We start from the raw sequence: 22,380 nt of genomic DNA on the forward strand, positions 1-22,380 counted from the left end.
CTGAATATTGGTTTCTCGCCAGACAAGGTCAACGTTTCCACTGACATCAACATGGACGCCACCCCCTTTCGCCATAAAGCCATTCTTCAGCAAAGGCGACCTAAATCCGATCTCCTTCCCCCCGGTCGTTCCTTTTCCGGTCCACGGGCATTCCGTCCACGGGAACCGGCCGGTCGCACCGATCCCGTTCCGGCCTGAATGCGCAGTTCACAGACTCGTGGACCAACTGGTTCCGCCACGGAACAAAGAAATCCCCAACAGGGAAACCGCCGAGGGGGGTCTGACGAAAAACAGCCGATGTCGACAGTCGCTCTTGGGCTCCGTTCGCGCTACGCCAAGCCCCCACGGCCGGAATACCGGTGGCGCGACAACGAGGAACCGAAGAAAGAAAGATCCCCGCAGTCCCGGAACGCGCACTGTCCGGATGTTCGCAAAATATCTCAACGATTTACATTTTATCGCCTTATAGCTCTACGCGTCTTCCGGTCCGCGAGCACCTCCCGGATGGTTCCACACCACCGACGACGGGCACGAGGATTTCCCGCTCACCCCGCTCCGCCCACCGACGACGGGCCCGGTACGCGACACGTCCCGCACCGGGTCGCCCGGCCCGGCAGGACGGCAGGGCGGCAGGGCGGCGGACGGGACGGCAGGACGGCAGGGCGGCAGGACGGGACGGCGGAACGACCTGCGGCACAGCAGGGCAGCGGGCCGTCTCCCGAGCGGGCCCCGACCGGAGGCGACGCCCTCCCGCACGCCCCGGGCAACGGTGTGCCGCGCGTCAACGTGACGTCAACGCTCCCGGCATCCCCGTCTGAATCATGTAGAGATCACACCGAAATCCATCGGAAGGGAGATAACGTCATTTTCGTACGAGTTCTCACCAGGAGGAAGCAATGTCGGAAGTCCCGTTATACGTGCCGGTCCGTGAAGGCGCCTTCAGCATGTCGCTGCGGCTGTTCAGGACCGATTCGGGCAGGAGGACGGCAGCCGCCTTCTCCTCGCCGATGCGCCTGACCAAGGTGCTCGGCGCCGGCCAGCGCTGGATCCGGCTCACCGAGCCCGCGCTCCGGAACATGATCGAAGATCTGGACGTCACCGGCATCGTGATCGACCCCGCCGGGACGACGGCTCAGCGGACATCCCCTCAGGCCGCGTGATGTGCGTTCTCACACAGGACCTGGAACACCAGACCGCCTCCGCGACGGAAGGCGTACCGGAACACCGCCCGGCGGCCGGAACCGCCGGCACGCCCCCTCGCCGCCCGTCACCGTCACCGTCACCGTCACCGTCACCGTCACCGTCACCGGGGGAACGGTCCGCCCGTACGGCGAGCCCGTCGACCTGGCGCGGGTTCCTGCTCACACGTCCCTCCGGTCATCCGCCTCGGCGGTTCCGGACCTGATGTCGCGCCACCTCGTCCCTGACCGGTGGTTCGACGCGCACACCGCGAGACGCGGTCTCAGGTGACCTGCTGCGAGGCGGCGGCCTCGGGGCGCAGGTCGGCGAGGCTCAGCCGGTGCGCGGGCTCGTCGGGCAGCACGATCCGGCGGGTGGGGTGGAGGCCCGGTCCGATGTGGAGCAGCTCGCCGGGCTCCATCGGGCACCAGTCGGGATGGTCGTCCATGTGCTCGCTGGCGACCACGAAGGCGGGGACATCCACCAGGTCGCGGGAACGGACACGGATGCGGCCGTCGGTGCCGCTCTGGTCGAGGTGCCGTCCGCCGCGGCACCCGCCCGCGGCACGCTGGAGCACGTACAGCTGGTGGGTGTCGGGGTAACGCAGCGCCCACAGATCCCGCGGGGTGCTGAGGACCAGGTTGAGGGCGTAGACGGGCAGGTTCTCGGCCACCCAGCGGGCGGCGGCCTCGATACCGGCGGCGACGTCGCCGCCGTGCGCCCTGGTCTCACGGGTGATCAGCGCGAAGAAGCGCTCGGAGTCGGTCTCCCCCTCGACCAGATCCCGGTACTCGCCCAGCTCCGCGTCGAGTTCGTCCAGGCCCTCGATCACCCCGTTGTGTGCGAAGAGCCGCCCGTCCTGCAGGAAGGGATGCGTGTTGCGTCTCTCCAGGCCACCGGTGGAGGCGAAACGCACGTGGGCCACGAAGGTGGCGGATTCCGTCTCCTTGGCCTCCTCTGCGAAGCACTGGTCCCGGTAGGCGGCGACGGGCGTCTTGTGCACCTCCGGGGTGCCGTCGGCGTCGAAGTACCCCAGACCGGTCCCGTCGGGATAGTGGTGGCTCTGCTCGCTCATGCTGACCGGCGCGTCCAGAAGCCAGAAGGTGGCACACGTGCGCCGAGGCGCGCTGCTCATGCCGAACAGACGGCACATCCCGATCTCTCCTTCTCCCTCGTCCTCCGCCCGCGCCGGTTCTCCCCCGTCCGGCGCGGACGTCTTCGATCGTCGCCGCGCGCCTTCAGCCGTGGCCGTGACGGCGAGAGCTCTTGCTCTCGGTACCGTGCGCGAAGCCTCCGGCGTCATCGGCGGTGCGGCGCGGTTCGCCCTGAGCCTCCAGCCGGGGCAGCACCCTGCGCAGGTCCTCCAGCAACAGATCGGCCAGGTCGTGGCTGAAGCCGTTGCGGACGACGACGCGCAGTACCGCCAGGTCCGTACGGTTCTCGGGGAAGGTGTAGGCGGGCACCAGCCAGCCGCGCTCACGCAGCGCGGCGGAGACGTCGAAGACCGTGAAGCCGTCGACCCCCTTCCGTACCCGGAAGGCGAACACCGGGGTCTGGCCGCCGTCGGTGATCAGCTCGAACGGGCCCAGCTCGGCGATCTCCCCGGCCAGGCGGGTCGCCACATCCCGGCACGTCCGCTGCACCCGGCGGTAACCGTCGAAGCCCAGCCTCAGGAAGTTGTAGTACTGCGCGACCACCTGGGCGCCCGGCCGGGAGAAGTTCAGCGCGAAGGTCGGCATGTCCCCGCCGAGGTAGTTGACGCGGAAGACCAGGTCGTCGGGGAGCGCCGGGGAGTCGCGCCACAGCGCCCAGCCCACTCCGGGCATCACCAGGCCGTACTTGTGCCCGGAGGTGTTGATCGACGCCACCCGCGGCACCCGGAAGTCCCAGTGCAGGCCCGGGTCGAGGAAGGGGGCGATCATGGCACCGGAGGCGCCGTCCACGTGGATCGGCACGTCGAGGCCGGTGCGGGCCTGCAACTCGTCCAGGGCCACCGCGATGTCGGCGACGGGCTCGTAGCTGCCGTCGAACGTGGAGCCGAGGACGGCGACGACACCGATGGTGTTCTCGTCGCACGCCTCGACCGCCGTCTCGGGGCTCAGGTGGTATCGATCGCCCTCCATGGGCACGTACCGGGGCTCGACGTCGAAGTAGTCGGCGAACTTCTCCCAGCAGATCTGCACGTTGACGCCCATCACCAGGTTGGGGCGGTCGACGGGGCGGCCCTTCGCGCGGCGCCGGTGCCGCCAGCGCCGTTTGAGCGCCAGACCGCCCAGCATCGCCGCCTCGCTCGACCCGGTCGTCGAGCAGCCTGTCGCGCGATGGGGGTCCTCGGCGTGCCAGAGCCGGGCGAGGATGTCCACGCATCGCTTCTCCAGCTCCGCGGTCTGCGGATACTCGTCCTTGTCGATCATGTTCTTCTCGACGCACTCGGCCATCAGCCTCAGCGCCTGCGGCTCCGCCCAGGTGGTGACGAACGTCGCGAGGTTCAGCCGCGCGTTGCCGTCCAGCATCAGCTCGTCATGCACCAGCTGGTAGGCCGTGTCCGGCTCCATCTCCCCGTCCGGCATGGCGTGGCGCGGGACCCGGAGGGGCTCCCGGCTGAAGATCGGGTTGATCTCCAGATCCCGGCTTTCGCGCCCGGTGTGACCGGGCTGCCGCAAAGGCATCGTCCATGTCCTTCCCGAGCTGATCAAGCACCGTGAGCTGGGGTTTTCCCCCTGAACGGGGTACCCCGCCACCGCCGCGCGACACCACCTCGAGACGTGTGGGGCCCGGGACCGTCCGGTCGCGGCGGCCGGCTCACCGATGTTCGCCCCCTCCCGATCACCCCGGTTGCCGCGTGCGGACGGCCCGGGACCGTCAACGAGCGTGATCCTCGATTCGATCCGGTCGCGGCACGGCCCGCCGGGAGCGCGCCGCCGACCACACGTGCCACGCGACCACGTAACCGGCCAGGACGACGCCGCCCCCGATCATCCCGCCCAGGATCACGCACCGCACCAGGTCGTACAGGCTCACCGCGGCACGGTCGCCGCTCCCCAGCACGACCGCGCCGACGGTCGCGGCGCCCGCCCCGGCGACCAGGACCCACCCGCGCGACCGCCCCGTCACGCCGAGCCGTCGTCCCGGCCTTACGGCGGCGCCCCGGTACCACAGGACGAACCAGCAGGCCAGGACCACGAGCCCGCCCAGCGAACTGACGTACATCACCACGTTGAACACCCGGTGCGCCCCGACGACCGAGACGCGCATCGCCGGCCAGTGCACCACGGCGAAGCCTCCCACCTGGGTGAACCCGTCCCACACCAGGTGCGTGGCGACGCCTGCCAGCAGCGCGGCCACCACCGCGATCCCGCGCCCGGACGGCGCCGGGTCGGGCAGCCTCGCGCGCAACCCGTCCGGGGCGAGCGCCGTCAACGGCGCGCGCAGCAACAGATTGAAGACGACGAGCACCGCCACCCCCACGGGCAGATCCACCAGCAACGCGCCCGGCCAGCCGTGGGTGGTCCTCGGGGAGAAGGGCAACGGCAGGTAGTACGGCAGGTCGGGCACCATCGCACCGATCGCCAGCGCCGAAGGGGGCAACCATCGCCGCAGCGGCAGGATCGCGACGGTGTGGCTCAGGGTGAAGGGCATGTCCCATTATCGACATCGTCGACACGGGCGGTGATCATCTCGGAGGCCGGTCATCCGCGGCCGGTGATCATGCCGGACGGCCGGTCATCCGCGGACGGCGCCGAGGTCGTCCCTGCCGAGCCGGTAACCCGGTGGCCGTCCGGCGGCCGCCCGTGGCACGGTGTACCGGTGTCCGATCTCATCAGAGCCCCCCGCTCGGTCGCCGAAGCCGTCGCCGCCGAGCGAGACGGGGAGCGGTTGCGTTACCTGTTCTTCTGGGGCCACCGGCCGCCGCGGGACGGCGGGGTCGGCGCCGGATGCCTCAGCCAGTGGTGGGAGGCCGTCTTCACCTCGGAGGGGCACGACTTCCGGTCGGCCGAGCACTACATGATGGCGCACAAGGCATGGCTGTTCGGCGACGGCGGGACCGCCGCGCGGATCCTCGCCGCCGAGCACCCCGGCGAGGCCAAGAAACTCGGCCGCGAGGTCCGCGGCTTCGACGAGGCCGTGTGGGACGAGCACCGCTACGAGATCGTGGTGCGCGGCAACATCGCCAAGTTCGGCGAGCACCCCGAGCTGAGGGACTTCCTGCTCGGCACCCGCTCCCGGGTCCTGGTCGAGGCCAGCCCCGTCGACCGGGTCTGGGGCATCGGGCTCGCCGCCGACGACGAACGCGCCGCCTCTCCCGCCACGTGGCGGGGCCTGAACCTGCTCGGCTTCGCCCTCATGGACGCCCGCGACGCCCTGGGCGCCTCATCGTGAAAGGGCCCGGACCTTCCTTGATCGAGGCGAAGTCCGACCGGGCCATCGGTCGAGGGGTCCGGGGCGCGCGACATCTGGAAGGCTCCCTCCTCGAGGGGCACCTGACCCCTGTCGGGCCGGTGCCGGGCCGGGATGCCTCGCCGGGTGCCGAAGTGTTTCCGGTCTAGCGTCGGCCACGTGAAACCCTCGCCGGACACCGGTCGTCAGACGGAATCGCCCACTTCGGCCGCGGCGGACGTCACCGCCGCGTCATGCTCCGTGACCTGCGAATCCACCCGCACCGCCGACCGGGCCCGTCCGCCGCCATCGCCACCGGCCCGCCCTGCCGCCAGCCGGTCCATCTGCACCCAGTCGTACAGCGTGTACTCGTTGATAACCAAGATCCCGCGCGACGGGCTCACCGGTCTTCCTGACGATCCTCACCGCCCCGGCCCGGAATTCCGGACCAAAGCGACGCCGCGTGGCTCCAGCCACAACCGAACCTTTCCCGGTCGGGTCTCCACGTTACGAGGGAAAGCCCGCGGAAGCTCTCCCCGCGGCTCGCGGGAACTGCGGGTCTTCGGCGGCGCGTACTGCCGGGCGACACGTCCACAACACCGTGAGGAGCGCCCGATGAGTAGCGTCAGCTTGAAGCTACGCTTGTCGTTGCTGGTCGCCATGTCCACCGTCGCGATCGGCGCTACGGCCGGTCCGGGCCACGCGGCCGATACCAGCCGCGTCGAGATCGTCAACGGAAAGATCGTGTACACGGGCAGCGCCGGCTTCAACGATGCCGTCGTCTCCCTGAACGAGGCGAACGGCCGGCTCCGCGTGAGCGACCTGGGCGGTACGACCCTGGTGACCAGCAGCCCTGAATGCGTCAGTCTGTCCGGCGGGACCGTGGTGGAGTGCGCCACCACGATCACCGTCATGGACGCCCACCTCGGCGATGGACACGACCGATTCCGGAGCAACATCCCGCTGACCGCCTTCGTGGAAGGGGGCGCCGGGATGGACACCTACTTCGCCGGAACCTCTCAAGGCCCCTCGAACGTCACCTTCAGCGGTGGCGCCGGACTCGATGAGATCGACTACAGCGCCAGCGACGAGGGCGGCGTGTTCGTGACGATTGACAACGTCCGCAACGACGGACGCTATCTCGACACCGATAACGTCGGCATGGATGTGGAGTCCGTCGTCGGCACCGCGTTCGCCGATACCCTGATCGGCAACGATTTCGACAACGGCCTCAAAGGTCTGGCCGGAAGAGACACGCTGAAGGGAAAAGGCGGCTCTGACGACGTGGACAGCCGCGAGAACCTCTTCAGCCAGAACATCACCGGCGCGGACGTGATCGACTGCGGTAGTGGAGAGGACACCCTCTACTACGACAAGGCGGACCCGGAGCCCCCCAACTGCGAGGACCTCCGAGAAGCGTAACCGGCGACCGGGCCTGCCCTTCACCCCGCGGGCTCGGGCCTGGCGAGGTCAGGGCGAGCCCACCAAGCACGCCCAGGGCAAGAAACGTGCGCGTCACGTGACAGAAGTTCGGGCTCCGAACCGGTCCATTCGATCGACACGAAACCGGACCTTACCGCTGGGCCGGTTCCGCTCTAGATGGCTGGGGGCAAGCGGGCCTCGTCAGGCGGAGGTCGCCGTCTTGACAGCGGCGCCGGACGGCCCCGCCGCTCATTGCCCACCAAAAATGGATGTGATGCCGAGTACGCCTCTCCTCTCGGTAAGCGCGTCTACGACCTTCGGCACGCCTGCCTGTCCACCTGGCTCAACGCCGGGGTGCCTCCTGCGCAGGTCGCGGCATGGGCGGGACACAGCGTCGACGTACCGCTGAAGATCTACGCGAAGTGCGTCGTCGGGCAGGACGAGACCGCCGAGCGCCGGATCTCAGAGGCGCTCGGCGGGGGAGGTGACGATCTCTCCGAGACTTCGGCACGTATTCGGCACAGCCGTCCACAAACGATCGGCGACAGCCGGGCACAACAAAAGCGCCCTCGACCGCGAACACGCAGGTCGAGGGCGCTTTTCGTGTGATCAGCGGGGGTAGGGCGGGCGGGACTCGAACCCGCGACCCAGGGATTATGAGTCCCCTGCTCTAACCGGCTGAGCTACCGCCCCTCGCGCACGCCGTACGCGGCATTCAACCAAACGTAGACGCTGTTCGCACACCTGCCGGGCGGGACGGGTTCAAGATGTGACCTTCAGCGGAACCGGGCTCCGGCGGACTCGCTACCCTACTGGTGAACCTTGTTGAGGAGTGTTGGATCATGCGCGTTGTTGAAGCTTTCAGGGACTCGTACGGCACGGAACCGGCCGGGGTGTGGCACGCCCCGGGGCGGGTCAACCGTTCGCGCTGCCGTGGGGGGTGACCGCGGCGGTGTCGCCGCGCGAGGACGGGGTGGTCAGGCTGCGGTCGCTGCAGGCGGGCGGGCCGGTGACGCTGGCGACGCTGGAGGAGGCCGAGGGCTGGGCCCGCTACGTGGCCGGGGTGTTCTGGGCACTCGGCGAAGCGGGGCGGGAGCAGGGACAGGGGCAGGGCCGGGAACGCTCGGTCGGCGGTGCGGATGTGGTGATCGACGGGGACGTGCCCCGGGGGGCGGGACTGTCGTCGAGCGCGGCGCTGGAGGTGGCCGTCGGCACCGCGCTGAACGAGCTGTACGGGCTCGGCATGACCAAGATGGAGATCGCCCTCGCCGCGCAGAAGGCCGAGAACGACTTCGTGGGCATGCCGTGCGGGATCATGGACCAGGCGGCCTCCGCCCTCGGCGAGGAGGGGAAGGCGCTGTTCATGGACTGCCGGAGCCTCGGTACCAGGAGCATCCCGTTCGACCTGGCGAGTCACGGCCTGCAGTTGCTGATCATCAACACCGGGGTGCACCACGAACTCGCCGACGGGCAGTACGCCCGCCGTCGCAGAGACTGCGAGAACGCCGCCAAGCACCTGGGCGTCGACGCGCTGCGCGACGTCACGGACCTGGCGGGCGCCCTGGCGCAGCTGAGCGGCGACGAGCGCAGGCGCACCCAGCACGTGGTGACGGAGAATCACCGGGTAGAGGCGGTGATCGGGATGCTGCGAGCCGGTGCGGTGCGGGAGATCGGGTCGCTGCTGAACGCCTCCCACCTGTCGCTGCGCGACCAGTTCGAGGTGTCCTGCGCCGAGTTGGACGTGGCCGTGGAGTCGGCGGTCAGGGGCGGGGCACGGGGGGCGCGGATGACCGGGGGCGGGTTCGGCGGGTCGGCGATCGCGCTGGTCGCCGACGACCGGGTGGAGTCCGTACGGGAGTCGGTGACCGGGGCCTACGCCGAGCGCGGCTGGGCCGCGCCGGAGATCTACCCGGCGATCCCGGCCGCGGGAGCCCGCAGGTTGCTCTGACCGCCCCACCTCCTCCCGCGCGCAGGATCATCCGACGGCCGGTCGGGTGGCCTCGGAACCGGTTCCGAGGCCACCCGACCGGCCGTCTCCACTTCCGAGGTCACCCGGCAGGCCGGCTCGATCCCGTGTCCGCACCGGAACCCGGCCCCGCCGCCGAGTCCACCCCCGCCCTCGACCCCGAACCCGGATCCGCTCCCGGAGCCGGGTCCGGCCCGGACGGCCAGTCGGGCATCAGCGGCGGGCCGTCCCGCTCCGCGTTCCGGACCATCCGGCGCAGGAGATCGTCGAGGACCTCGCGCTCCCCGGGGTCGAGCGGGCCGAGCAACTCCCGCTCCGAGAGGTCGCCCTGGTCCATGCGCTCCTGCCAGACAGCGCGCCCGGCGGGGGTCAGCGCGACGAGCAGGCGGCGGCGGTCGCCCGGATCGTGCACGCGGTCGACGTATCCGGCCTGCTCCAGCCGGTCGAGCCGGTTCGTCAGCGTGGCCGGGTGGGTGTCGAGCCACCCGGCCAGCTGTGAAGGGGTCGCCCGGTAGGGCGGCCCGACCGCGACCAGATGGTGGAGGACGTTGAACTCCCAGGGCTTGAGCCCTCCCTCGCTCAGCCAGGCGTCCTTGTTCCGCTTGAGCAGCCGCGCGAGCGCCTGCATGCGCGTGATGATCCCCTCGACCTGCGGATCGAGGTCGGACAGCTCGCGGGACCAGTGCGCGATGTGCCGGTCGATGGAATCAGGCTCTGGCATGCCCAAAGGGTAACGCCGCCCTCCGCCGGATCGCCGTCGACGCCACATCACCTTTAATACGGATGCATATATTATGTTTTCGTAGTAAATTTCCATCCATGACTCCTTCGCGCGGTTTATGGGCCCCCTTGCGAGATCCTCGCTTCCGCCTGCTGTGGACCGGCCAGACCCTCTCGCACATCGGCGACTCCATCACCGTCGTGGCCCTCGCGCTGGCGATCGTCACCGCGACCGGCTCGGCCACCGACCTCGGGGTGGTCCTGGCCGCCCAGTCGATCGCCACGGTGGCGCTGATGCTGCCCGGCGGCGTGTGGGCCGACCGGCTCCCGCGCCGTCGCGTGATGATCGGCGCCGACGTGGTGCGCGGGCTCGCCCACGCCGCCATGGGCCTCGAGCTGATCACCGGCACGGTCGACATCGTCCACCTGGCGGCGCTGGCCGCCGTCTCGGGGGCCGGTTCCGCGTTCTTCCTGCCCGCCACGACCGGCCTGGTGCCCGCCACCGTGGCGGCGGAGCACCTTTCCCGGGCCAACGCGCTCATGGCGATCGCCCAGCGCGGGTCCATGCTGCTCGGCCCGGGGATCGCCACCGCCCTCGCGCTGACCGCCGGCCCCGGCTGGGCACTGCTCCTGGACGCCGCGACGTTCACGGCCAGCGCGGTGCTGCTGGGCCGGCTCCGGCTCGCGCCGATCCCGCCCGCGCCGCGCGAGCGGTTCGTCAGGCAGCTGGCCGAGGGCTGGGCCCAGCTGCGCCGCCACCGGTGGTACTGGACGAACCTCGTCGGCCACTCCATGTGGAACCTCAGCCGCTGTGCCCTGATCACGATCGGCCCCGTGATCGCCGTCACGACCCTCGGGGGCGAGCTCGCCTGGGGCACGATCGTGCAGGGCGGCACGGTCGGCGCCCTGTGCGGCGCGCTGCTGGCACTGCGGGCGAGGCCGCGAAGGCCTCTGGTCGTGGCCAACGTCGCGCTCACGCTCGGCGCCCTGCCCCTGGTCCTGCTCGCCGCCGAAGCGCCCGCACCGACCGTCGCGGTGGCCTACGGGCTGATGACCGGCGGCCTGGCCTTCATGTCCCCCATGTGGGAGACCGCCGTGCAGGAGCACATCCCGGCCGAGGCGATCTCACGGGTGTCCGCGTACGACTGGCTGCTCTCCCTCGGGCTGACCCCCCTCGGCATGGCGCTGGCCGGGCCGCTGGCCGGGGCGGTGGGCACGGCCCCCACCCTGTACGGGGCGGCGGCGCTGCTGGCGATCTCCTGCCTGGGGGTGCTGGCCCTGCCCGACATCCGTGGCCTCCGTCAGGGCTCGGCCGGCACCAGCTTGGGCACCGCGCCGAGCAGCTCGCGGGTGTAGTCGTGCCGGGGCAGGAAGAACACCTCATCCACGTGCCCCTCCTCCACGCCCCTCCCTCCGGGCGGCGCGGGGTACGACGTCGTGGGTGGCGAGCACCTCGGCGATCTCGTCGCCGACGGTACGGAGCGGGTCGAACGACGTCAGCGCGTCCTGGAACACCAGCCCCACGAACCGGCCGCGCAGTCGCCGCCGGTCACGGGTGCCGAACCGGAGCGCGTCCCGGCCGTTCACCGCGAACCGGGAGGCCGTGACCTCGGCGAGGTCGACGGCGCGGGCGGCGTGCACGTGCACCCGGACGCCGCGCGGGGCGGTCGCCACCGCCTGCCGGAAGACGTGGGAGAGGTAGCCGTTCTGTGCCGGGCGGGAGGCGAACCCGCCGGGGTCGCAGCCGAGCCACTCGGCCAGCGTGGGTCCGGGGCGGATCGGTCCCTCGCAGCGCACCGACTCGTCGGTGAAGAGCGTCACGTCGGCGGCGGTGGAGTTCATCCAGAGCAGGTCCGGCTGGTCGTGGCGCCAGACGCGCCCGCCGCCCGGCGGGTGGGGGTCGATCACGTGGACGTCCAGCGACGGCCAGCCGAGCAGGTCGGCGGCGTTGGCGCAGATGCGCTCCACCAGGCAGGTGCCCGTCGGCCCGGCGCCGACGACGGCGATCGCGGCGCTCATACGGCGGCTCTGCGGCGCGGGCGGTCCCGGTCGGCGTGCGACGGCTCGACCGGGAAGGCGACCACGGCCGCGCGCTGCGCGTACGGACAGACGGCCGCGACGTAGAGGTGGTGGCGCCCGGGCTCGGCGGGGAAGGCGGGTGTGCCGATCCGCCCCTGGAAGGGACAACGCGGGCCGGGCCTGCCACCGGGCCGGTGGTGGCCGTGGGTGTCGAGGCCGACGGGGCTCGCGTGGTTCGGTGTGCTGGTCTTCGACATGTGGCGCTCCCGGGCATGTCTCGGTGACCCTGGTGAGGGAGTCCGCGCTTGCGGCACGCCCACCGTGCCGCCAGGTCTCCCCCGGGGGCACCCCGCCGCGGTGCGAGGGTTGCCGGTCAGCCGGCCGGGGCTTCTCACTGACGCTCTTAACCTATTTATAGGGTAGGAAATACATAGATCTCTGTCAAGCCTTAGTGTCGTGGAATGTCCTATGAGAGCGTGAACGTGGTCTACCGCAAGTACGACGGGTCACTGCACTGGCACCACCGCGGCCTGCTCCTCGGCGAGGACGAGCACGGGGTGTGGACGGGCTGCGTGGCCGGCTCCAGTGGTCACAAGGGCGACGGTCCCGCGGTCGCCTGGCCGCATCCGTTCGTGATGCTCTTCCCCCGCGACGCCTGGTGGACGGCCGCCTTCAACGCCGCCCCGAACAAGCACGAGATCTACTGCGACGTCTCCACGGTGCCGGAGTGGAGAGACGGCGAGGTCACCATGGTCGACCTGGACCTCGACGTGATCCGGACCCGCCGGAACCTGCTGAAGGGCCGCCCGAGCCGGGTCTTCCTGGACGACGAGGACGAGTTCGAGGAGCACCAGGTCAAGTACGCCTACCCGCCCGACGTGGTCGAGAACGCCCGCGCCTCGGCCGCCTGGCTGATGGAGGCCGTCACCTCCCGCACCGCCCCCTTCGGGGACGCGCCGCGCTGGCTCACCCTGGTCGGCTGAACCATGGGCGGGGGCACCGGGGGGTACCGGGGGCGGCGCCACCCCCACCGCTCCCGGCGCCCCCGCGACCTCAGCGGGCGCGGCGGCGGAACATCCCGCCGGAGAGGACCGTCGAGACCAGCAGGAAACCGCCGCACCAGGCCAGCGCCTTCCACGGGTCGCTCCCCACGGGCCGGTCGAGCAGCAGGCCGCGTACGGACTCGATGATCGGCGTGGCCGGCTGGTTCTCCGCGAACCCGTGCAGCCACGCGGGCATGGTGTGCACCGGGACGAAGGCGCTGCTCGGGTAGGGCAGGAACATCACCAGGAAGGTGAAGGCGCCCGCGGCCTCCGGTGTCCTGGCCAGCAGGCCGACCAGGGCCGAGACCGCGGACATGGCCAGGACGAACACCACCAGGACCCCCACCGCCGCGGCCCAGCCGGACAGGCCCGCGTCCGCCCGGAAGCCGAGCAGGAACGCGACGGCGAACACGACGGCGAGCGAAGTGAGGTTGCGCACGGTGCTCGCGGCCACGTGCCCGCCCAGGAACGCCCCGCCGCCGACGTCCATCGACCTGAACCTGTCGACGATCCCCCGGCTCATGTCGTGGCTGACGGCGACCGCGGTCAGGGAGGCGCCGTAGGAGGCGCACATGACGAGGATGCCGGGGACGGCGTAGGTGACGTAGTCGGTGCCGGTCTGGATCGCGCCGCCGAACAGGTAGACGAACAGCAGCATGACCAGGACGGGCATCAGGAACGAGGTGAGCAGCGCGTCGAGGTTGCGCAGCGACAGGCGGACGGCACGGCCGGTCATCACCGGCCAGGCGGCGAGTTCAGACACCGGCCCGCTCCCTGTCCGTCAGCGCGAGGAACGCGTCGTCGAGCGTGGCGCCGCGCACGGTGAACCTCTCGACCGCCGAGCGCCCCGGGTCCACCTCGTCCAGCAGGGCCCGGATCCCCGTGGCGCTCCCGTCGGTGGCCGCCCCGACGGTCAGCGTGGCGAGATCGGCGTGGACGGCCCGCGCCCCGAGAAGGCACGTCACCTCGGCGAACGACCGCGCGTCGGACAGGACGAGGTCCAGCCGCCAGGCGGCGACCCTCGCCTTGAGCTCGTCGGCGGTGCCCTCCGCGACCACCCGCCCGCCGTCGAGCAACGCGATCCTGTCGGCCAGGCTGTCGGCCTCCTCCAGATACTGGGTGGTCAGGAAGACCGTGGTGCCCGAGCCGGTGAGCTGGGTGATCACTTCCCACATCGCCTGCCTGCTCCGCACGTCGAGACCGGTGGTCGGCTCGTCGAGAAAGATCACCGACGGCGCGCCGACCAGCCCCGCGGCCAGGTCCAGCCGTCGCCACATGCCGCCCGAGTACGTGCCGACCCGCCGCCTCCCCGCCTCGGCCAGGTCGAACCGCTCCAGCAGCTCGGCCGCCCTGCGGCGGGCCGCCGCGCGTGACAGGCCGGACAGGCGGCCCATCATCCGCAGGTTCTCCTCGCCGGTCAGCAACTCGTCGACCGCCGCGTGCTGGCCGGTCAGGCTGATGGCGCGGCGGACCCGGCGGCGGTCGCGCACGACGTCGAACCCGGCCACCGTGGCCCGCCCCGCGTCCGGCCCGACCAGCGTCGCCAGGATGCGCACGGTCGTGGTCTTGCCCGCGCCGTTCGAACCGAGCAGCGCGTACACGCTGCCCCTGGCGACGCGCAGGTCGACACCGGCCAGGACGGCGACCCGGCCGTAGGACTTGGTGAGGCCGACGACCTCTATCGCTGGTTCCACTACCCCTCCTGCGTATGGCGTACGCTCTACTGTTTATGGCATACGCGGTACTGCGTAAGGTATACACTCGCAGGAAAGGACGGTCAAGCCCGGGAGCGCGATGGAAGTGCCGGAAAGCGTGGAGATCGCCTGGGGGCTGCGCGAGCGGCCCGGCAAGGGACCCAAACGCACCCTGAGCCTGGAGCACATCGTGGAGGCGGCCCTGCGGGTGGGCTCCGCGGAGGGACTCCCCGCGGTCTCGATGAGCAAGATCGCCGCCGAGCTCGGCGTCTCCACGATGGCGCTCTACCGCTACGTCACCTCCAAGGGCGACCTGCTCATGCTCATCACGGACGCGGTGCTCGGCCCGCCTCCCCCGCTTCCGGAGCCGGGCGACGACTGGCGCCGGGGCGTCCACCGGTGGGCCGCCGCCATGCGCGCCTCCCTGCAGAAGCACCCCTGGTCGTTGCGCATCCCCATCACGGGCCCGGGGATCATGCCCAACCACGTCGCCTGGCTGGAGGCCGGGCTGCGCTGCCTGCGCGGCACCGGGCTCGACCCGGACACGAAGCTGGCGGCGCTGCTGCTGGTCAACGGCTTCGTCAGGACCGAGGTGGCGCTGCTGGCCGACCTCCAGGACGCCTTCGACGCCTCCCAGGTCACCGACGAGGAGGCGCTGTCCGGCTACGCCCGGTCACTCGCCAGGCTCACCGACGCCGAGCGCTTCCCCGAGATCCACGAGCTTCTCGAAGCCCGGGTCTTCGACATGTCGGGCGGTCCCGACGACGAGTTCGCCTTCGGCATGGACCGCATCCTCGACGGCGTCGCGGTGCTCGTGACCGGAGAACCGCCCGCCTGATCCGGGACGCCCCCTCACCCCCCGCACCCCTCGTGCCCCCGCGCCCCTCAAGCCGGAGGCCGGCCCGGCCCGGTGGCCCGGCGACGTCCCGCGCTCGACGGCGTCCCGCGCTCGACGAAACGGAAGGCCGCCGGCCCCGCCCGCGAAGGACCCCAGCGGGACCGCGGGGGACTACAGGGGCGGGAAGCCGGGTGCGCGGCGCTCGACGAAGCTGGCGACACCCTCGACGAAGTCCGACCGGCCGAAGGACTCGGCCATCAGACGCGTCGCGGCCGACTCCGACGCCTCCAGGCTCTGCTGCCAGTCACCCCAGACCTGACGCTTGATCACGGCCATCGAGGCCGGGGAACTGTACGCCGCCAGCTCGCGGGCGTAGGCCAGCGTCTCCTCCATCAGGCTCTCCCCCGGCACCGACCGGCCGGCCAGGCCCAGCTCGCATGCCTCGGCGCCGGTGAAGGTGCGGCCCGACAGCAGCAGGTCCATGGCCCTGGCCTGACCGGCCAGCCGGGGCAGGACCCACGACATGCCGTACTCGGCGATCAGGCCGCGCCGGGCGAAGGCGGTGGTCCACTTGGCCTCGGCGGCGGTGAAGACCAGGTCGCAGAGCAGGGCGTGGACCATGCCGAGCCCGGCGCAGGCGCCGTTGACGGCGGCGATGATCGGCTTGCGGATCGTGGTCGGGAAGGTGGTGGGGCGCGGGTCGGGCCGCCCCGCGTAGGAGCCGTCCTGCAGGGCGGTGAGCGTCCGGAAGTCCGCACCGGCGCAGAAACCACGCCCCGCGCCGGTGACCACGATCACCCGGACCTCGGGGTTCTTCTCAGCCTCGGCCAGCTGGTCGAAGTAGCGGCGGCCCATCTCGTCGGTCCAGGCGTTGAGCCGGTCCGGGCGGTTGAACGTCAGCGTCAGCACGCCCCGCTCGATCGACGACAGCACCGGATCGACCATGCCGCATCCCCCTCGGAAGCCCATCGGGGCTCCCCGCCCGGAGAGCCACAGAATATCGTTCTACACCTTTTCCCTCTCCGGCGTCAGCATGTGCGAGCGGACCAGATCCTCGACCGTGGCACGCAGGCCGAGGAAGGAGGAGGTGCGCTTGACCGCGAGGGCCCGGTAGGCGGGCAGGCCGATCGGGACCTCGGCGGCGACCCTGCCGGGACCGCAGGCGAAGACGAGCACCCGCTGGGCGAGCAGGACGGCCTCCTCCACGTCGTGGGTGACCATCAGCACCGTCGTGCCCGTGTCGCGCCACACCTCGCGCAGGAAGAGCTGCATGTCCTCCTTGGTCTGTACGTCCAGCGCCCCGAAGGGCTCGTCCAGCAGCAGCACGGCCGGCTCGCACGCCAGTGCCCTGGCGATCGCCACCCGCTGGCGCTGCCCGCCGGAAAGCTGCCGGGGCAGCGCGCCCGCCAGGGACGACAGCCCGACCTCGCCGAGATACCAGCGGACCCGCCGCTCCCGGTCCGCCCGGGAGATCGGCAGCAGCCGCAGCCCGAAGGCCACGTTCTCGGCGACGGTGAGGAAGGGGAACAGCGCGCCCGACTGGAAGACCAGCCCGCGCTCGGGCCCCGGGCCCGTGACGGGTGCCCCGTCGAGCGAGATGGATCCCGCGCTCGCCGGGGTGAGCCCGGCGATCAACGACAGCAGCGTCGACTTGCCGGAGCCGCTCGCCCCGACCACGCACACGAACTCACCAGGCTCCATCGACAGGTCGATGCCGTCCAGGACGCGCGTGGCGCCGTAGTCCTTGGCCACGCCGCTCAGCACGAGGGTCATGCCGCCCACCTCCCGGAACGGTCATCCGGCACTCGTGACGTGGACCTCACACCACCCACCTCCCGAGACGGTCGCGCAGGACGCGCAGCGCGACGTCGATCAGCAGGCCGACGACCCCGATCACGATGAGCACCGCGAAGATCTTGTCGGTCTGCAGGAACCGCTGGGCCCGGACGATCCGGTAGCCGAGCCCAGACTCGGCCGCGATGAGCTCGGCCACCACCACGAAGTTCCACGCGGCGGCGGCGTTGATCCGCGCCGCGTCCACGACCGCCGGGAGCGCGTACGGCCAGGTCACCTTCCTGAGGATCTCACCGCGCCGGGCGCCGAGGGTGGCCGCGGCCTGGCCCAGCTCGCCGGGCACCCGCCGTACGGCGTCGGCGACCATCAGCGTGTTGAAGAACACCACGCCCAGCACGAGGATCGCGATCTTGGAGAGCTCGCCGAGGCCCAGCCAGATGATCAGCAGGGGGATGAAGGCGGCGGCCGGCATGTAGCGGAGCAGGCCGACGACCGGTTCCAGCAGCGCCAGCGCCACGGCCGAGGTGCCCATGGCGACGCCCAGCGGCACCGAGATCAGCACCGCCAGCCCGAACCCGGCACCGACCCTGCCGAGGCTGGCGAGGGTGTCGTCGAGCAGCTGTCCGGTGCCCAGCATCTCCGCGAACGCCTCCAGGACGGCCAGCGGCGAGGGCAGGAAGGTGGGATCCACCAGTCCCGCCGTGCTGACGGCGGCCCAGAGGGCGAGCGGGAACAGCACCGAGGCCGCCCGCAGGCCCCATCGGGCCCGGGCGGACGGGCCCCCGCCTGATCGGCCTTTCCCGGGGAATCGGCCTTCCGCGGCGGACCGGCCCTTCCCCCCGGACGGGTTCGCGCCGGACGGGCCGGAACCAGAGCCGAGGCGCCGTCCCCGGAGGCGTCCCTGCCGGTCCGAGCGCCGGGGCAGCGGCTCCCAGTCCTGCCGCCCCGCGCCGGGAGACGCGACGGGCTCCGCGGTCCGCGCGCTCATGAGGGCCTCGACCTTCCGGGTGGCGAGCAGGGCGAGCCGGACCCGCCCCGGCAACAACCGGTCGTCGCCCGGCGTCGTCTCCATGTCGGCGCTCCCGCTCTCGCAGCTCTCACGGCTTGCGGCTCCTGACGGATCACGGCTTGAGACTCCTGACGAACTTCGGCTCGAACAGGCCGTCCAGCGAGGGCTCGGTGTCGGCCAGGCCCGAGTCGACGAGGAACTTCGCGATCAGGGCGGCCTGGTGGCCGAGGTGATCGCCGGTGTCACCGGGTTCGAAGGCGGCGAGGTTGTCCTCCAGGGAGAAGATCGTGGTCCCCGCGTCGTAGCTCGCGTAGTCGGCCTCGCTCACCCCCGCCCGCCTGGCCATGATCGCGGTGGCGTCGGCCTTGTTGGCGGCGATCCACTCCAGGGTCTCGAACCAGGTCTTCACCAGCGCCTGCACCTCCTGCGGCCGCTCGGCGACCAGCGAGGCGGCCACCACCAGATGGTCGGGGATGGCCCCGGGGAAGTCCTTGGAGGTGGCGATCGCCGTCGAACCGGGCAGCTCCAGGGCGGTGGTGGTGAAGGGCGCGAACACGCCGACCGCGTCCACCTGGCCCGCCTTGAAGGCCGCGGCGGCGGCGTCGGTCGGCAGCGGCTTGAAGGTGACGTCCTTCTCGGTCAGCCCCGCCTTCCGCAACGCGAGCAGCAGCAGGTAGTGGTCGACCGTCCCCTGCTCGGCCGCGACGGTCCTGCCCTTCAGGTCGGCCACCGTGGAGACGCCGGACCTGGCGATGATCTGGTCGTTGCCGGTGGAGTTGTCGTTGACCAGCACGATCGTCTGCTTCGCCCCGCCGGACACCGAGGCGATGGTGTCGTTGAGCGTCTGGCTGTTGGCGTCGACGTTGCCGGTGGCCAGCGCGGTCAGGCTGTCGGTGTAGCTGTCGAAGTACTTCAGCTCGACCTCGAGGCCGTTCTTGGCGAACAACCCCTTCTCCTGGGCGACCTGCCAGGGAAACCAGCCGGGCCAGGCGGAGAAGCCCAGCGTGAGGGTCTTCTTCCCGCCGGAGGCGGCGGGCTCGGCGCCCCCTCCCGGGGTGGACGCGCACGCCGCGCAGGCGGCGAGCAGGCAGAGCGGGACGAGCAGGCGAAGCGAGAGCGGCGACCTGAGCGACCGAGGCCGGGAAAACGAGGGGAACGAGGGGAACGAGGGGAACGAACCGAGCGGGCCGAGCGGGCCGAGCGGACGGAACGAACGCCGCGAACCGAACAGGCCGAGTGAGCGGAGGGTGACGAGCGGGCGGCGGAGCATCAGGAGGCTCCCTTCCTCGCGGGCAGGTGCCCGGAACGGACCAGGCAGCCGAGGGTGTCGCAGATGACGCGGGTGGCGATCAACGAGGTGATCTCCGCGTTGTCGTAGGGCGGTGAGCACTCCACGACCTCGATCCCGGCCAGCGGCGCCGCGTCGGCGATGATCTGGATGAACTTCAGGACCTCGCGCGGCAGGAAGCCGCCGGGTTCCGGCCAGCCGGTGCCGGGGACGAACGCGGCGTCCAGGCAGTCGACGTCGAAGGAGAGCCACACGGCCTCGGCGTCCTTCCAGGCGACCTCCAGCGCGCGCTCGGCCGCCGCCTCGATGCCCATGTCCACGCAGTCGGTGACCGTCATGATCGTGGTGCCGCGTTCGCGGCCGACCTTCACCCCCGGCCGGGGCGCCTGCCAGCCGCCGATGCCGATCTGCACCAGGTTCTGCGGCGGCACGTTGGGGATGTCGGTCGCGTGGAACCACGGCGTGGTGTGCATGCGCTCGTCGAGGTCGGTCTCCTGGGTGTCCACGTGCCGGTCGAAGTGGATGATCCCGAGGTTGCCCGACAGATGCTCGGCCACGCCGCGCACGGTCGGGTACCCGATGGAGTGGTCGCCGCCCAGCACGACCGGGAACGCCCCGCTGGAGTAGACGTGCGAGACGGCCTTGGAGATCTGGTCGAAGGTCTTCTCGATGTTGCCGGGGATGGTGAACACGTCCCCGAGATCGGCCATCGTGATCGACTCGCGCAGGTCGACCCCCAGCTCGAAGCTGTAGGGCCCGTACAGGGCGGAGATCTTCCTGATGCCCTGCGGGCCGAAGCGGGTGCCCGAGCGGTAGGTCGTGCCGCCGTCGAACGGCGCGCCCAGGATCGCCACGTCGTACTCCCCGCAGCGCCGCACGTCCTCGACGTACGGGGCCTTGAGAAAGGTGTTGATCCCCGCGAAGTGCGGCAACTCTCCCCGGGAGAAGGTCGGGATGCGCCGGTCGACGATGGAGTCGGCGCCCTGCAGACCCACCTCCAGGGCCCAGGCGACCTCGCGTTCCCAGTTGGTGGTGGGCAGTTCGGCCTCGCGCTCGACGGCGAAGCGGGCCTCGGGGCCGTACCGGCCCGGCCCCGAGGGGGCCGCGCCGGAGGGGCCCTGGCGGGCGGGGTCGGAAGCGGACGGGTGCCAGTGCATGGAGCTCCGATCAGCTCGGAACCCGGCCGGAGGGCAGCCGGGATCGGCCGGCCTCCCGGGCTTTTGTCCCGCCGTGGAACGGCCGCGTGGCCGCCTGCACCTCTCGGACCAGTCCCGCGCCGACGCCGTACGACCTCACGATCGTGGCGCGCGGCGTCGGCGGCGGCGGAACCCTAGGTGCGCCCCACCATGAGGTGGGTCACTGCAAGTGCATCGCCGGTACGTTTCCTCCGGATTAACCCCCCGTTGCAGTCCGGTGACCGAGTGCACGCTCCAGGGAGTCCGGATGGTGGACGAAGTTCGGCGACAGCAGCCGGTCCTCGTAGTAGCGGTGGAAGACCGGCGTGGCCGAGGAGGACATGGGGGGAACGATCCAGGTCCAGTCGGCCGGGCAGACCCGCCCCTCCCTCTCCTCGCGTTCGAGATGCATCAGGAAGTGCCTGGACTCGGTGTGGTGGTCCGTCATCGTCACCCCCGCCCGCTCGAAGGAGTGCAGGACGGCCACGTTCAGTTCCAACAGCGCGTGGTCCCGCCAGAGCGAGCGGTCGCTTTCGGTGTCCAGTCCCATGCGCCGGGCGATCAGCGGCATCAGGTCGTAGCGGTCGGTGTCGGCCAGGTTGCGGGCGCCGATCTCGGTACCCATGTACCAGCCGTTGAACGGCGCCGCCCGGTAGCAGACCCCGCCGATCTCCAGGCACATGTTCGAGATGACCGGCACCGCGTGCCAGCGCAGTCCCAGCTGCTCGAACCACGGGTGGGTGGGGTGCGAGAGCGCGACCTCCAGCACGGCGTCGCCGGGGATCGTGGACAGCAGCGGCGGCCCGTCCCCCACCGAGACCGCCAGCGGGAGAACGTCGAAGGGACTTCCGGGACCGCCGGGCCAGCCGAACTCGCGCAGCATCGCGGTGAAATCGGTGTAGCGGGGGTCACCGACGACGGAGCCGTCCTCCATCGCGTACCCGGCGTAGCGGATGAGCTGCTCGTTCCAGATCCGCGGCCCCGGGGCCCCCGGCCGGTCCTGCGGGAAGACGGTGATCGTCGGGCGGATCCGGCGACTCGGCGCCGCGTCCCGCAGGTGGTTCACGCACTCCACGGCGACCCCCTCGGCCGTGGTGACGTGCCGCCGGTCGCGCACCCGCAGCGAGCGCCAGTACAGGCGTCCGATGCACCTGCCGCTGTTGCGCCAGGCCACCCTGGCACCGAAGATCAGCTCGCCGGGAGTGTGCGTGTACGTCCCGGTCCTGGCGATCTCCTGCCGGACCTCGCGTAGGCGCTCCCGCAGGACTCCCGCCCCGGGATTCTCCGTGTGGAACAGCTCGAGGTAGTCCTCGGCCGCCGCCACGTCGACCGGGGGCACCTCGGGGACACCACCGAGGATCCCGGGGACACCGAAAACACCAGGAACATCAGGGACATCAGGGATGCCGGGAACGTCATAGATCGGATCCGGCGCACGCCGCCGGGACCTTCGCCAGGTCAGCACAGAAAAACCACCAATTGTGGCTCACGGGCACGACGACCGTTCCGGGCGGCGCGGTGCCCTGAACGCGGCGGCCCTTCCCCGCTGCGATCGCTGTTGTCCGCGGCAACCGCGCGTCGGCTCACTCGCCGCGATCAGAGCGGCACCGGGCGCGGCGTTCCTCATTTTCTGTGATTCACCGTGGTTTGTCCGGCGAATCGCGACGCGAGAGGCCACCTGAATCGGAACGGGAGACGACGAAGGCCCCGGAAGCGGGGCTTCCGGGGCCTTTCGACTGGCTCCCGCGATAGGACTCGAACCTATAACCTGCCGGTTAACAGCCGGCTGCTCTGCCGATTGAGCTACACGGGATTGCGCTTTGCGCTGGTCGGGCCGGGTGTTCCCCGTTCCTTGC

General features: G+C 71.1%; 21 protein-coding genes, 2 tRNA genes, 1 pseudogene and 1 riboswitch. Of the genes and pseudogenes, 7 read left to right on the forward strand and 17 right to left on the reverse strand.

Annotated elements, in window-relative coordinates; genetic code table 11:
* Positions 1-896 precede the first annotated feature (896 nt).
* Positions 897-1,160 (forward strand): SAV_915 family protein, encoded by a 264-nt coding sequence (locus ACTOQ1_RS32180; protein ID WP_440071735.1) that lies wholly within the window; start codon positions 897-899, stop codon positions 1,158-1,160.
* A gap of 302 nt (positions 1,161-1,462) precedes the next feature.
* Here the strand turns inward: ACTOQ1_RS32180 and ACTOQ1_RS32185 are convergent, their stop codons facing one another.
* The 3 genes from ACTOQ1_RS32185 to ACTOQ1_RS32195 all read right to left on the reverse strand — a co-directional run bounded on the left by ACTOQ1_RS32185 (position 1,463) and on the right by ACTOQ1_RS32195 (position 4,818).
* Positions 1,463-2,332: a class II glutamine amidotransferase gene (locus tag ACTOQ1_RS32185; protein WP_440071736.1), complete on the reverse strand. Its 870-nt coding sequence runs from the start codon at positions 2,330-2,332 to the stop codon at positions 1,463-1,465.
* Between the two features lie 85 nt (positions 2,333-2,417).
* Positions 2,418-3,848 carry a glutamate decarboxylase gene (locus ACTOQ1_RS32190; RefSeq protein WP_440071737.1) on the reverse strand — a complete coding sequence of 477 codons (1,431 nt, stop codon included), beginning with the start codon at positions 3,846-3,848 and terminating at the stop codon, positions 2,418-2,420.
* Positions 3,849-4,041: 193 nt separating this feature from the next.
* The gene (locus tag ACTOQ1_RS32195) at positions 4,042-4,818 is read right to left on the reverse strand and encodes a DUF4184 family protein (protein WP_440071738.1); all 777 of its coding nucleotides are present in this window, start codon (positions 4,816-4,818) and stop codon (positions 4,042-4,044) included.
* A gap of 168 nt (positions 4,819-4,986) precedes the next feature.
* Between ACTOQ1_RS32195 and ACTOQ1_RS32200 the strand changes: the two genes are divergently transcribed.
* Positions 4,987-5,559: an NADAR family protein gene (locus ACTOQ1_RS32200; protein WP_440071739.1), complete on the forward strand. Its 573-nt coding sequence runs from the start codon at positions 4,987-4,989 to the stop codon at positions 5,557-5,559.
* 203 nt (positions 5,560-5,762) lie between these two features.
* On the opposite strand, the gene ACTOQ1_RS32205 is transcribed toward ACTOQ1_RS32200, so the two are convergent.
* Positions 5,763-5,960 carry a hypothetical protein gene (locus ACTOQ1_RS32205; RefSeq protein ID WP_440071740.1) on the reverse strand — a complete coding sequence of 66 codons (198 nt, stop codon included), beginning with the start codon at positions 5,958-5,960 and terminating at the stop codon, positions 5,763-5,765.
* Between the two features lie 211 nt (positions 5,961-6,171).
* On the opposite strand from ACTOQ1_RS32205, the gene ACTOQ1_RS32210 reads away from it, so the two are divergent.
* Entirely contained in the window at positions 6,172-6,978 is an 807-nt protein-coding gene (locus ACTOQ1_RS32210; protein WP_440071741.1) for a hypothetical protein, read from the forward strand.
* 619 nt (positions 6,979-7,597) lie between these two features.
* Here ACTOQ1_RS32210 and ACTOQ1_RS32215 read toward each other — a convergent pair.
* A tRNA-Ile gene (locus ACTOQ1_RS32215) sits at positions 7,598-7,671 on the reverse strand.
* A gap of 149 nt (positions 7,672-7,820) precedes the next feature.
* Between ACTOQ1_RS32215 and galK the strand changes: the two are divergent.
* A pseudogene (gene galK, locus ACTOQ1_RS32220) lies at positions 7,821-8,926 on the forward strand (galactokinase).
* A 100-nt stretch (positions 8,927-9,026) separates the two neighbouring features.
* Here the strand turns inward: galK and ACTOQ1_RS32225 are convergent.
* Entirely contained in the window at positions 9,027-9,665 is a 639-nt protein-coding gene (locus ACTOQ1_RS32225) for a MarR family winged helix-turn-helix transcriptional regulator (RefSeq protein ID WP_440071742.1), read from the reverse strand.
* Between the two features lie 128 nt (positions 9,666-9,793).
* Between ACTOQ1_RS32225 and ACTOQ1_RS32230 the strand changes: the two genes are divergently transcribed.
* Positions 9,794-11,020, forward strand: a complete 1,227-nt coding sequence (locus tag ACTOQ1_RS32230) for an MFS transporter (RefSeq protein ID WP_440071744.1) — start codon at positions 9,794-9,796, stop codon at positions 11,018-11,020.
* 24 nt (positions 11,021-11,044) lie between these two features.
* Here ACTOQ1_RS32230 and ACTOQ1_RS32235 read toward each other — a convergent pair whose 3' ends face one another.
* The gene (locus tag ACTOQ1_RS32235; RefSeq protein WP_440071746.1) at positions 11,045-11,683 is read right to left on the reverse strand and encodes an FAD/NAD(P)-binding protein; all 639 of its coding nucleotides are present in this window, start codon (positions 11,681-11,683) and stop codon (positions 11,045-11,047) included.
* The gene (locus ACTOQ1_RS32240; RefSeq protein WP_440071747.1) at positions 11,680-11,940 is read right to left on the reverse strand and encodes a hypothetical protein; all 261 of its coding nucleotides are present in this window, start codon (positions 11,938-11,940) and stop codon (positions 11,680-11,682) included. The genes ACTOQ1_RS32235 and ACTOQ1_RS32240 overlap by 4 nt, the downstream gene beginning before the upstream one ends.
* Positions 11,941-11,979: 39 nt before the next feature.
* Positions 11,980-12,092, reverse strand: a riboswitch (SAM riboswitch).
* Between the two features lie 52 nt (positions 12,093-12,144).
* Here ACTOQ1_RS32240 and ACTOQ1_RS32245 point away from each other — a divergent pair.
* Positions 12,145-12,666 (forward strand): DUF402 domain-containing protein, encoded by a 522-nt coding sequence (locus ACTOQ1_RS32245; protein ID WP_440071748.1) that lies wholly within the window; start codon positions 12,145-12,147, stop codon positions 12,664-12,666.
* Positions 12,667-12,736: 70 nt separating this feature from the next.
* Here the strand turns inward: ACTOQ1_RS32245 and ACTOQ1_RS32250 are convergent, their stop codons facing one another.
* The gene (locus tag ACTOQ1_RS32250; RefSeq protein WP_440071749.1) at positions 12,737-13,489 is read right to left on the reverse strand and encodes an ABC transporter permease; all 753 of its coding nucleotides are present in this window, start codon (positions 13,487-13,489) and stop codon (positions 12,737-12,739) included.
* Positions 13,482-14,420: an ATP-binding cassette domain-containing protein gene (locus ACTOQ1_RS32255; protein WP_440071750.1), complete on the reverse strand. Its 939-nt coding sequence runs from the start codon at positions 14,418-14,420 to the stop codon at positions 13,482-13,484. The genes ACTOQ1_RS32250 and ACTOQ1_RS32255 overlap by 8 nt, the downstream gene beginning before the upstream one ends.
* Positions 14,421-14,520: 100 nt before the next feature.
* Here ACTOQ1_RS32255 and ACTOQ1_RS32260 point away from each other — a divergent pair, with 100 nt between their 5' ends.
* The gene (locus ACTOQ1_RS32260; RefSeq protein ID WP_440071751.1) at positions 14,521-15,258 is read left to right on the forward strand and encodes a TetR/AcrR family transcriptional regulator; all 738 of its coding nucleotides are present in this window, start codon (positions 14,521-14,523) and stop codon (positions 15,256-15,258) included.
* A gap of 171 nt (positions 15,259-15,429) precedes the next feature.
* Here ACTOQ1_RS32260 and ACTOQ1_RS32265 read toward each other — a convergent pair whose 3' ends face one another.
* From ACTOQ1_RS32265 to ACTOQ1_RS32295, 7 genes are all read right to left on the reverse strand, one after another.
* Positions 15,430-16,203, reverse strand: a complete 774-nt coding sequence (locus ACTOQ1_RS32265) for an enoyl-CoA hydratase-related protein (protein WP_440071752.1) — start codon at positions 16,201-16,203, stop codon at positions 15,430-15,432.
* A gap of 60 nt (positions 16,204-16,263) precedes the next feature.
* The gene (locus ACTOQ1_RS32270) at positions 16,264-17,031 is read right to left on the reverse strand and encodes an ABC transporter ATP-binding protein (protein WP_440071753.1); all 768 of its coding nucleotides are present in this window, start codon (positions 17,029-17,031) and stop codon (positions 16,264-16,266) included.
* 46 nt (positions 17,032-17,077) lie between these two features.
* A complete protein-coding gene (locus ACTOQ1_RS32275; RefSeq protein ID WP_440071754.1) occupies positions 17,078-18,124 on the reverse strand; it encodes an ABC transporter permease in 1,047 nt (348 codons plus the stop codon).
* A gap of 49 nt (positions 18,125-18,173) precedes the next feature.
* Positions 18,174-19,331, reverse strand: a complete 1,158-nt coding sequence (locus tag ACTOQ1_RS32280; RefSeq protein ID WP_440071755.1) for an ABC transporter substrate-binding protein — start codon at positions 19,329-19,331, stop codon at positions 18,174-18,176.
* Positions 19,331-20,506, reverse strand: coding sequence for an agmatinase family protein (locus tag ACTOQ1_RS32285; RefSeq protein ID WP_440071756.1), 1,176 nt, complete (start codon positions 20,504-20,506; stop codon positions 19,331-19,333). Before ACTOQ1_RS32285 ends, ACTOQ1_RS32280 begins: the two co-directional genes overlap by 1 nt.
* Positions 20,507-20,741: 235 nt before the next feature.
* Positions 20,742-21,863: a nitric oxide synthase oxygenase gene (locus ACTOQ1_RS32290; RefSeq protein WP_440071757.1), complete on the reverse strand. Its 1,122-nt coding sequence runs from the start codon at positions 21,861-21,863 to the stop codon at positions 20,742-20,744.
* A gap of 398 nt (positions 21,864-22,261) precedes the next feature.
* A tRNA-Asn gene (locus ACTOQ1_RS32295) sits at positions 22,262-22,337 on the reverse strand.
* Between the last annotated feature and the right edge of the window lie 43 nt (positions 22,338-22,380).

It is taken from the genome of Streptosporangium sp. OZ121 (genome assembly GCF_051918885.1).
Lineage (GTDB): Bacteria > Actinomycetota > Actinomycetes > Streptosporangiales > Streptosporangiaceae > Streptosporangium.

Bases quoted from the DNA above. Each gene is read 5' to 3' on its own strand.
- ACTOQ1_RS32180 (WP_440071735.1), top strand. From the start codon at position 897: ATGTCGGAAGTCCCGTTATACGTGCCGGTCCGTGAAGGCGCCTTCAGC.
- ACTOQ1_RS32185 (WP_440071736.1), bottom strand. From the start codon at position 2,332: ATGTGCCGTCTGTTCGGCATGAGCAGCGCGCCTCGGCGCACGTGTGCC.
- ACTOQ1_RS32190 (WP_440071737.1), bottom strand. From the start codon at position 3,848: ATGCCTTTGCGGCAGCCCGGTCACACCGGGCGCGAAAGCCGGGATCTG.
- ACTOQ1_RS32195 (WP_440071738.1), bottom strand. From the start codon at position 4,818: ATGCCCTTCACCCTGAGCCACACCGTCGCGATCCTGCCGCTGCGGCGA.
- ACTOQ1_RS32210 (WP_440071741.1), top strand. From the start codon at position 6,172: ATGAGTAGCGTCAGCTTGAAGCTACGCTTGTCGTTGCTGGTCGCCATG.
- ACTOQ1_RS32225 (WP_440071742.1), bottom strand. From the start codon at position 9,665: ATGCCAGAGCCTGATTCCATCGACCGGCACATCGCGCACTGGTCCCGC.
- ACTOQ1_RS32235 (WP_440071746.1), bottom strand. From the start codon at position 11,683: ATGAGCGCCGCGATCGCCGTCGTCGGCGCCGGGCCGACGGGCACCTGC.
- ACTOQ1_RS32240 (WP_440071747.1), bottom strand. From the start codon at position 11,940: ATGTCGAAGACCAGCACACCGAACCACGCGAGCCCCGTCGGCCTCGAC.
- ACTOQ1_RS32245 (WP_440071748.1), top strand. From the start codon at position 12,145: ATGTCCTATGAGAGCGTGAACGTGGTCTACCGCAAGTACGACGGGTCA.
- ACTOQ1_RS32260 (WP_440071751.1), top strand. From the start codon at position 14,521: ATGGAAGTGCCGGAAAGCGTGGAGATCGCCTGGGGGCTGCGCGAGCGG.
- ACTOQ1_RS32265 (WP_440071752.1), bottom strand. From the start codon at position 16,203: ATGGTCGATCCGGTGCTGTCGTCGATCGAGCGGGGCGTGCTGACGCTG.
- ACTOQ1_RS32270 (WP_440071753.1), bottom strand. From the start codon at position 17,031: ATGACCCTCGTGCTGAGCGGCGTGGCCAAGGACTACGGCGCCACGCGC.
- ACTOQ1_RS32275 (WP_440071754.1), bottom strand. From the start codon at position 18,124: ATGGAGACGACGCCGGGCGACGACCGGTTGTTGCCGGGGCGGGTCCGG.
- ACTOQ1_RS32280 (WP_440071755.1), bottom strand. From the start codon at position 19,331: ATGCTCCGCCGCCCGCTCGTCACCCTCCGCTCACTCGGCCTGTTCGGT.
- ACTOQ1_RS32285 (WP_440071756.1), bottom strand. From the start codon at position 20,506: ATGCACTGGCACCCGTCCGCTTCCGACCCCGCCCGCCAGGGCCCCTCC.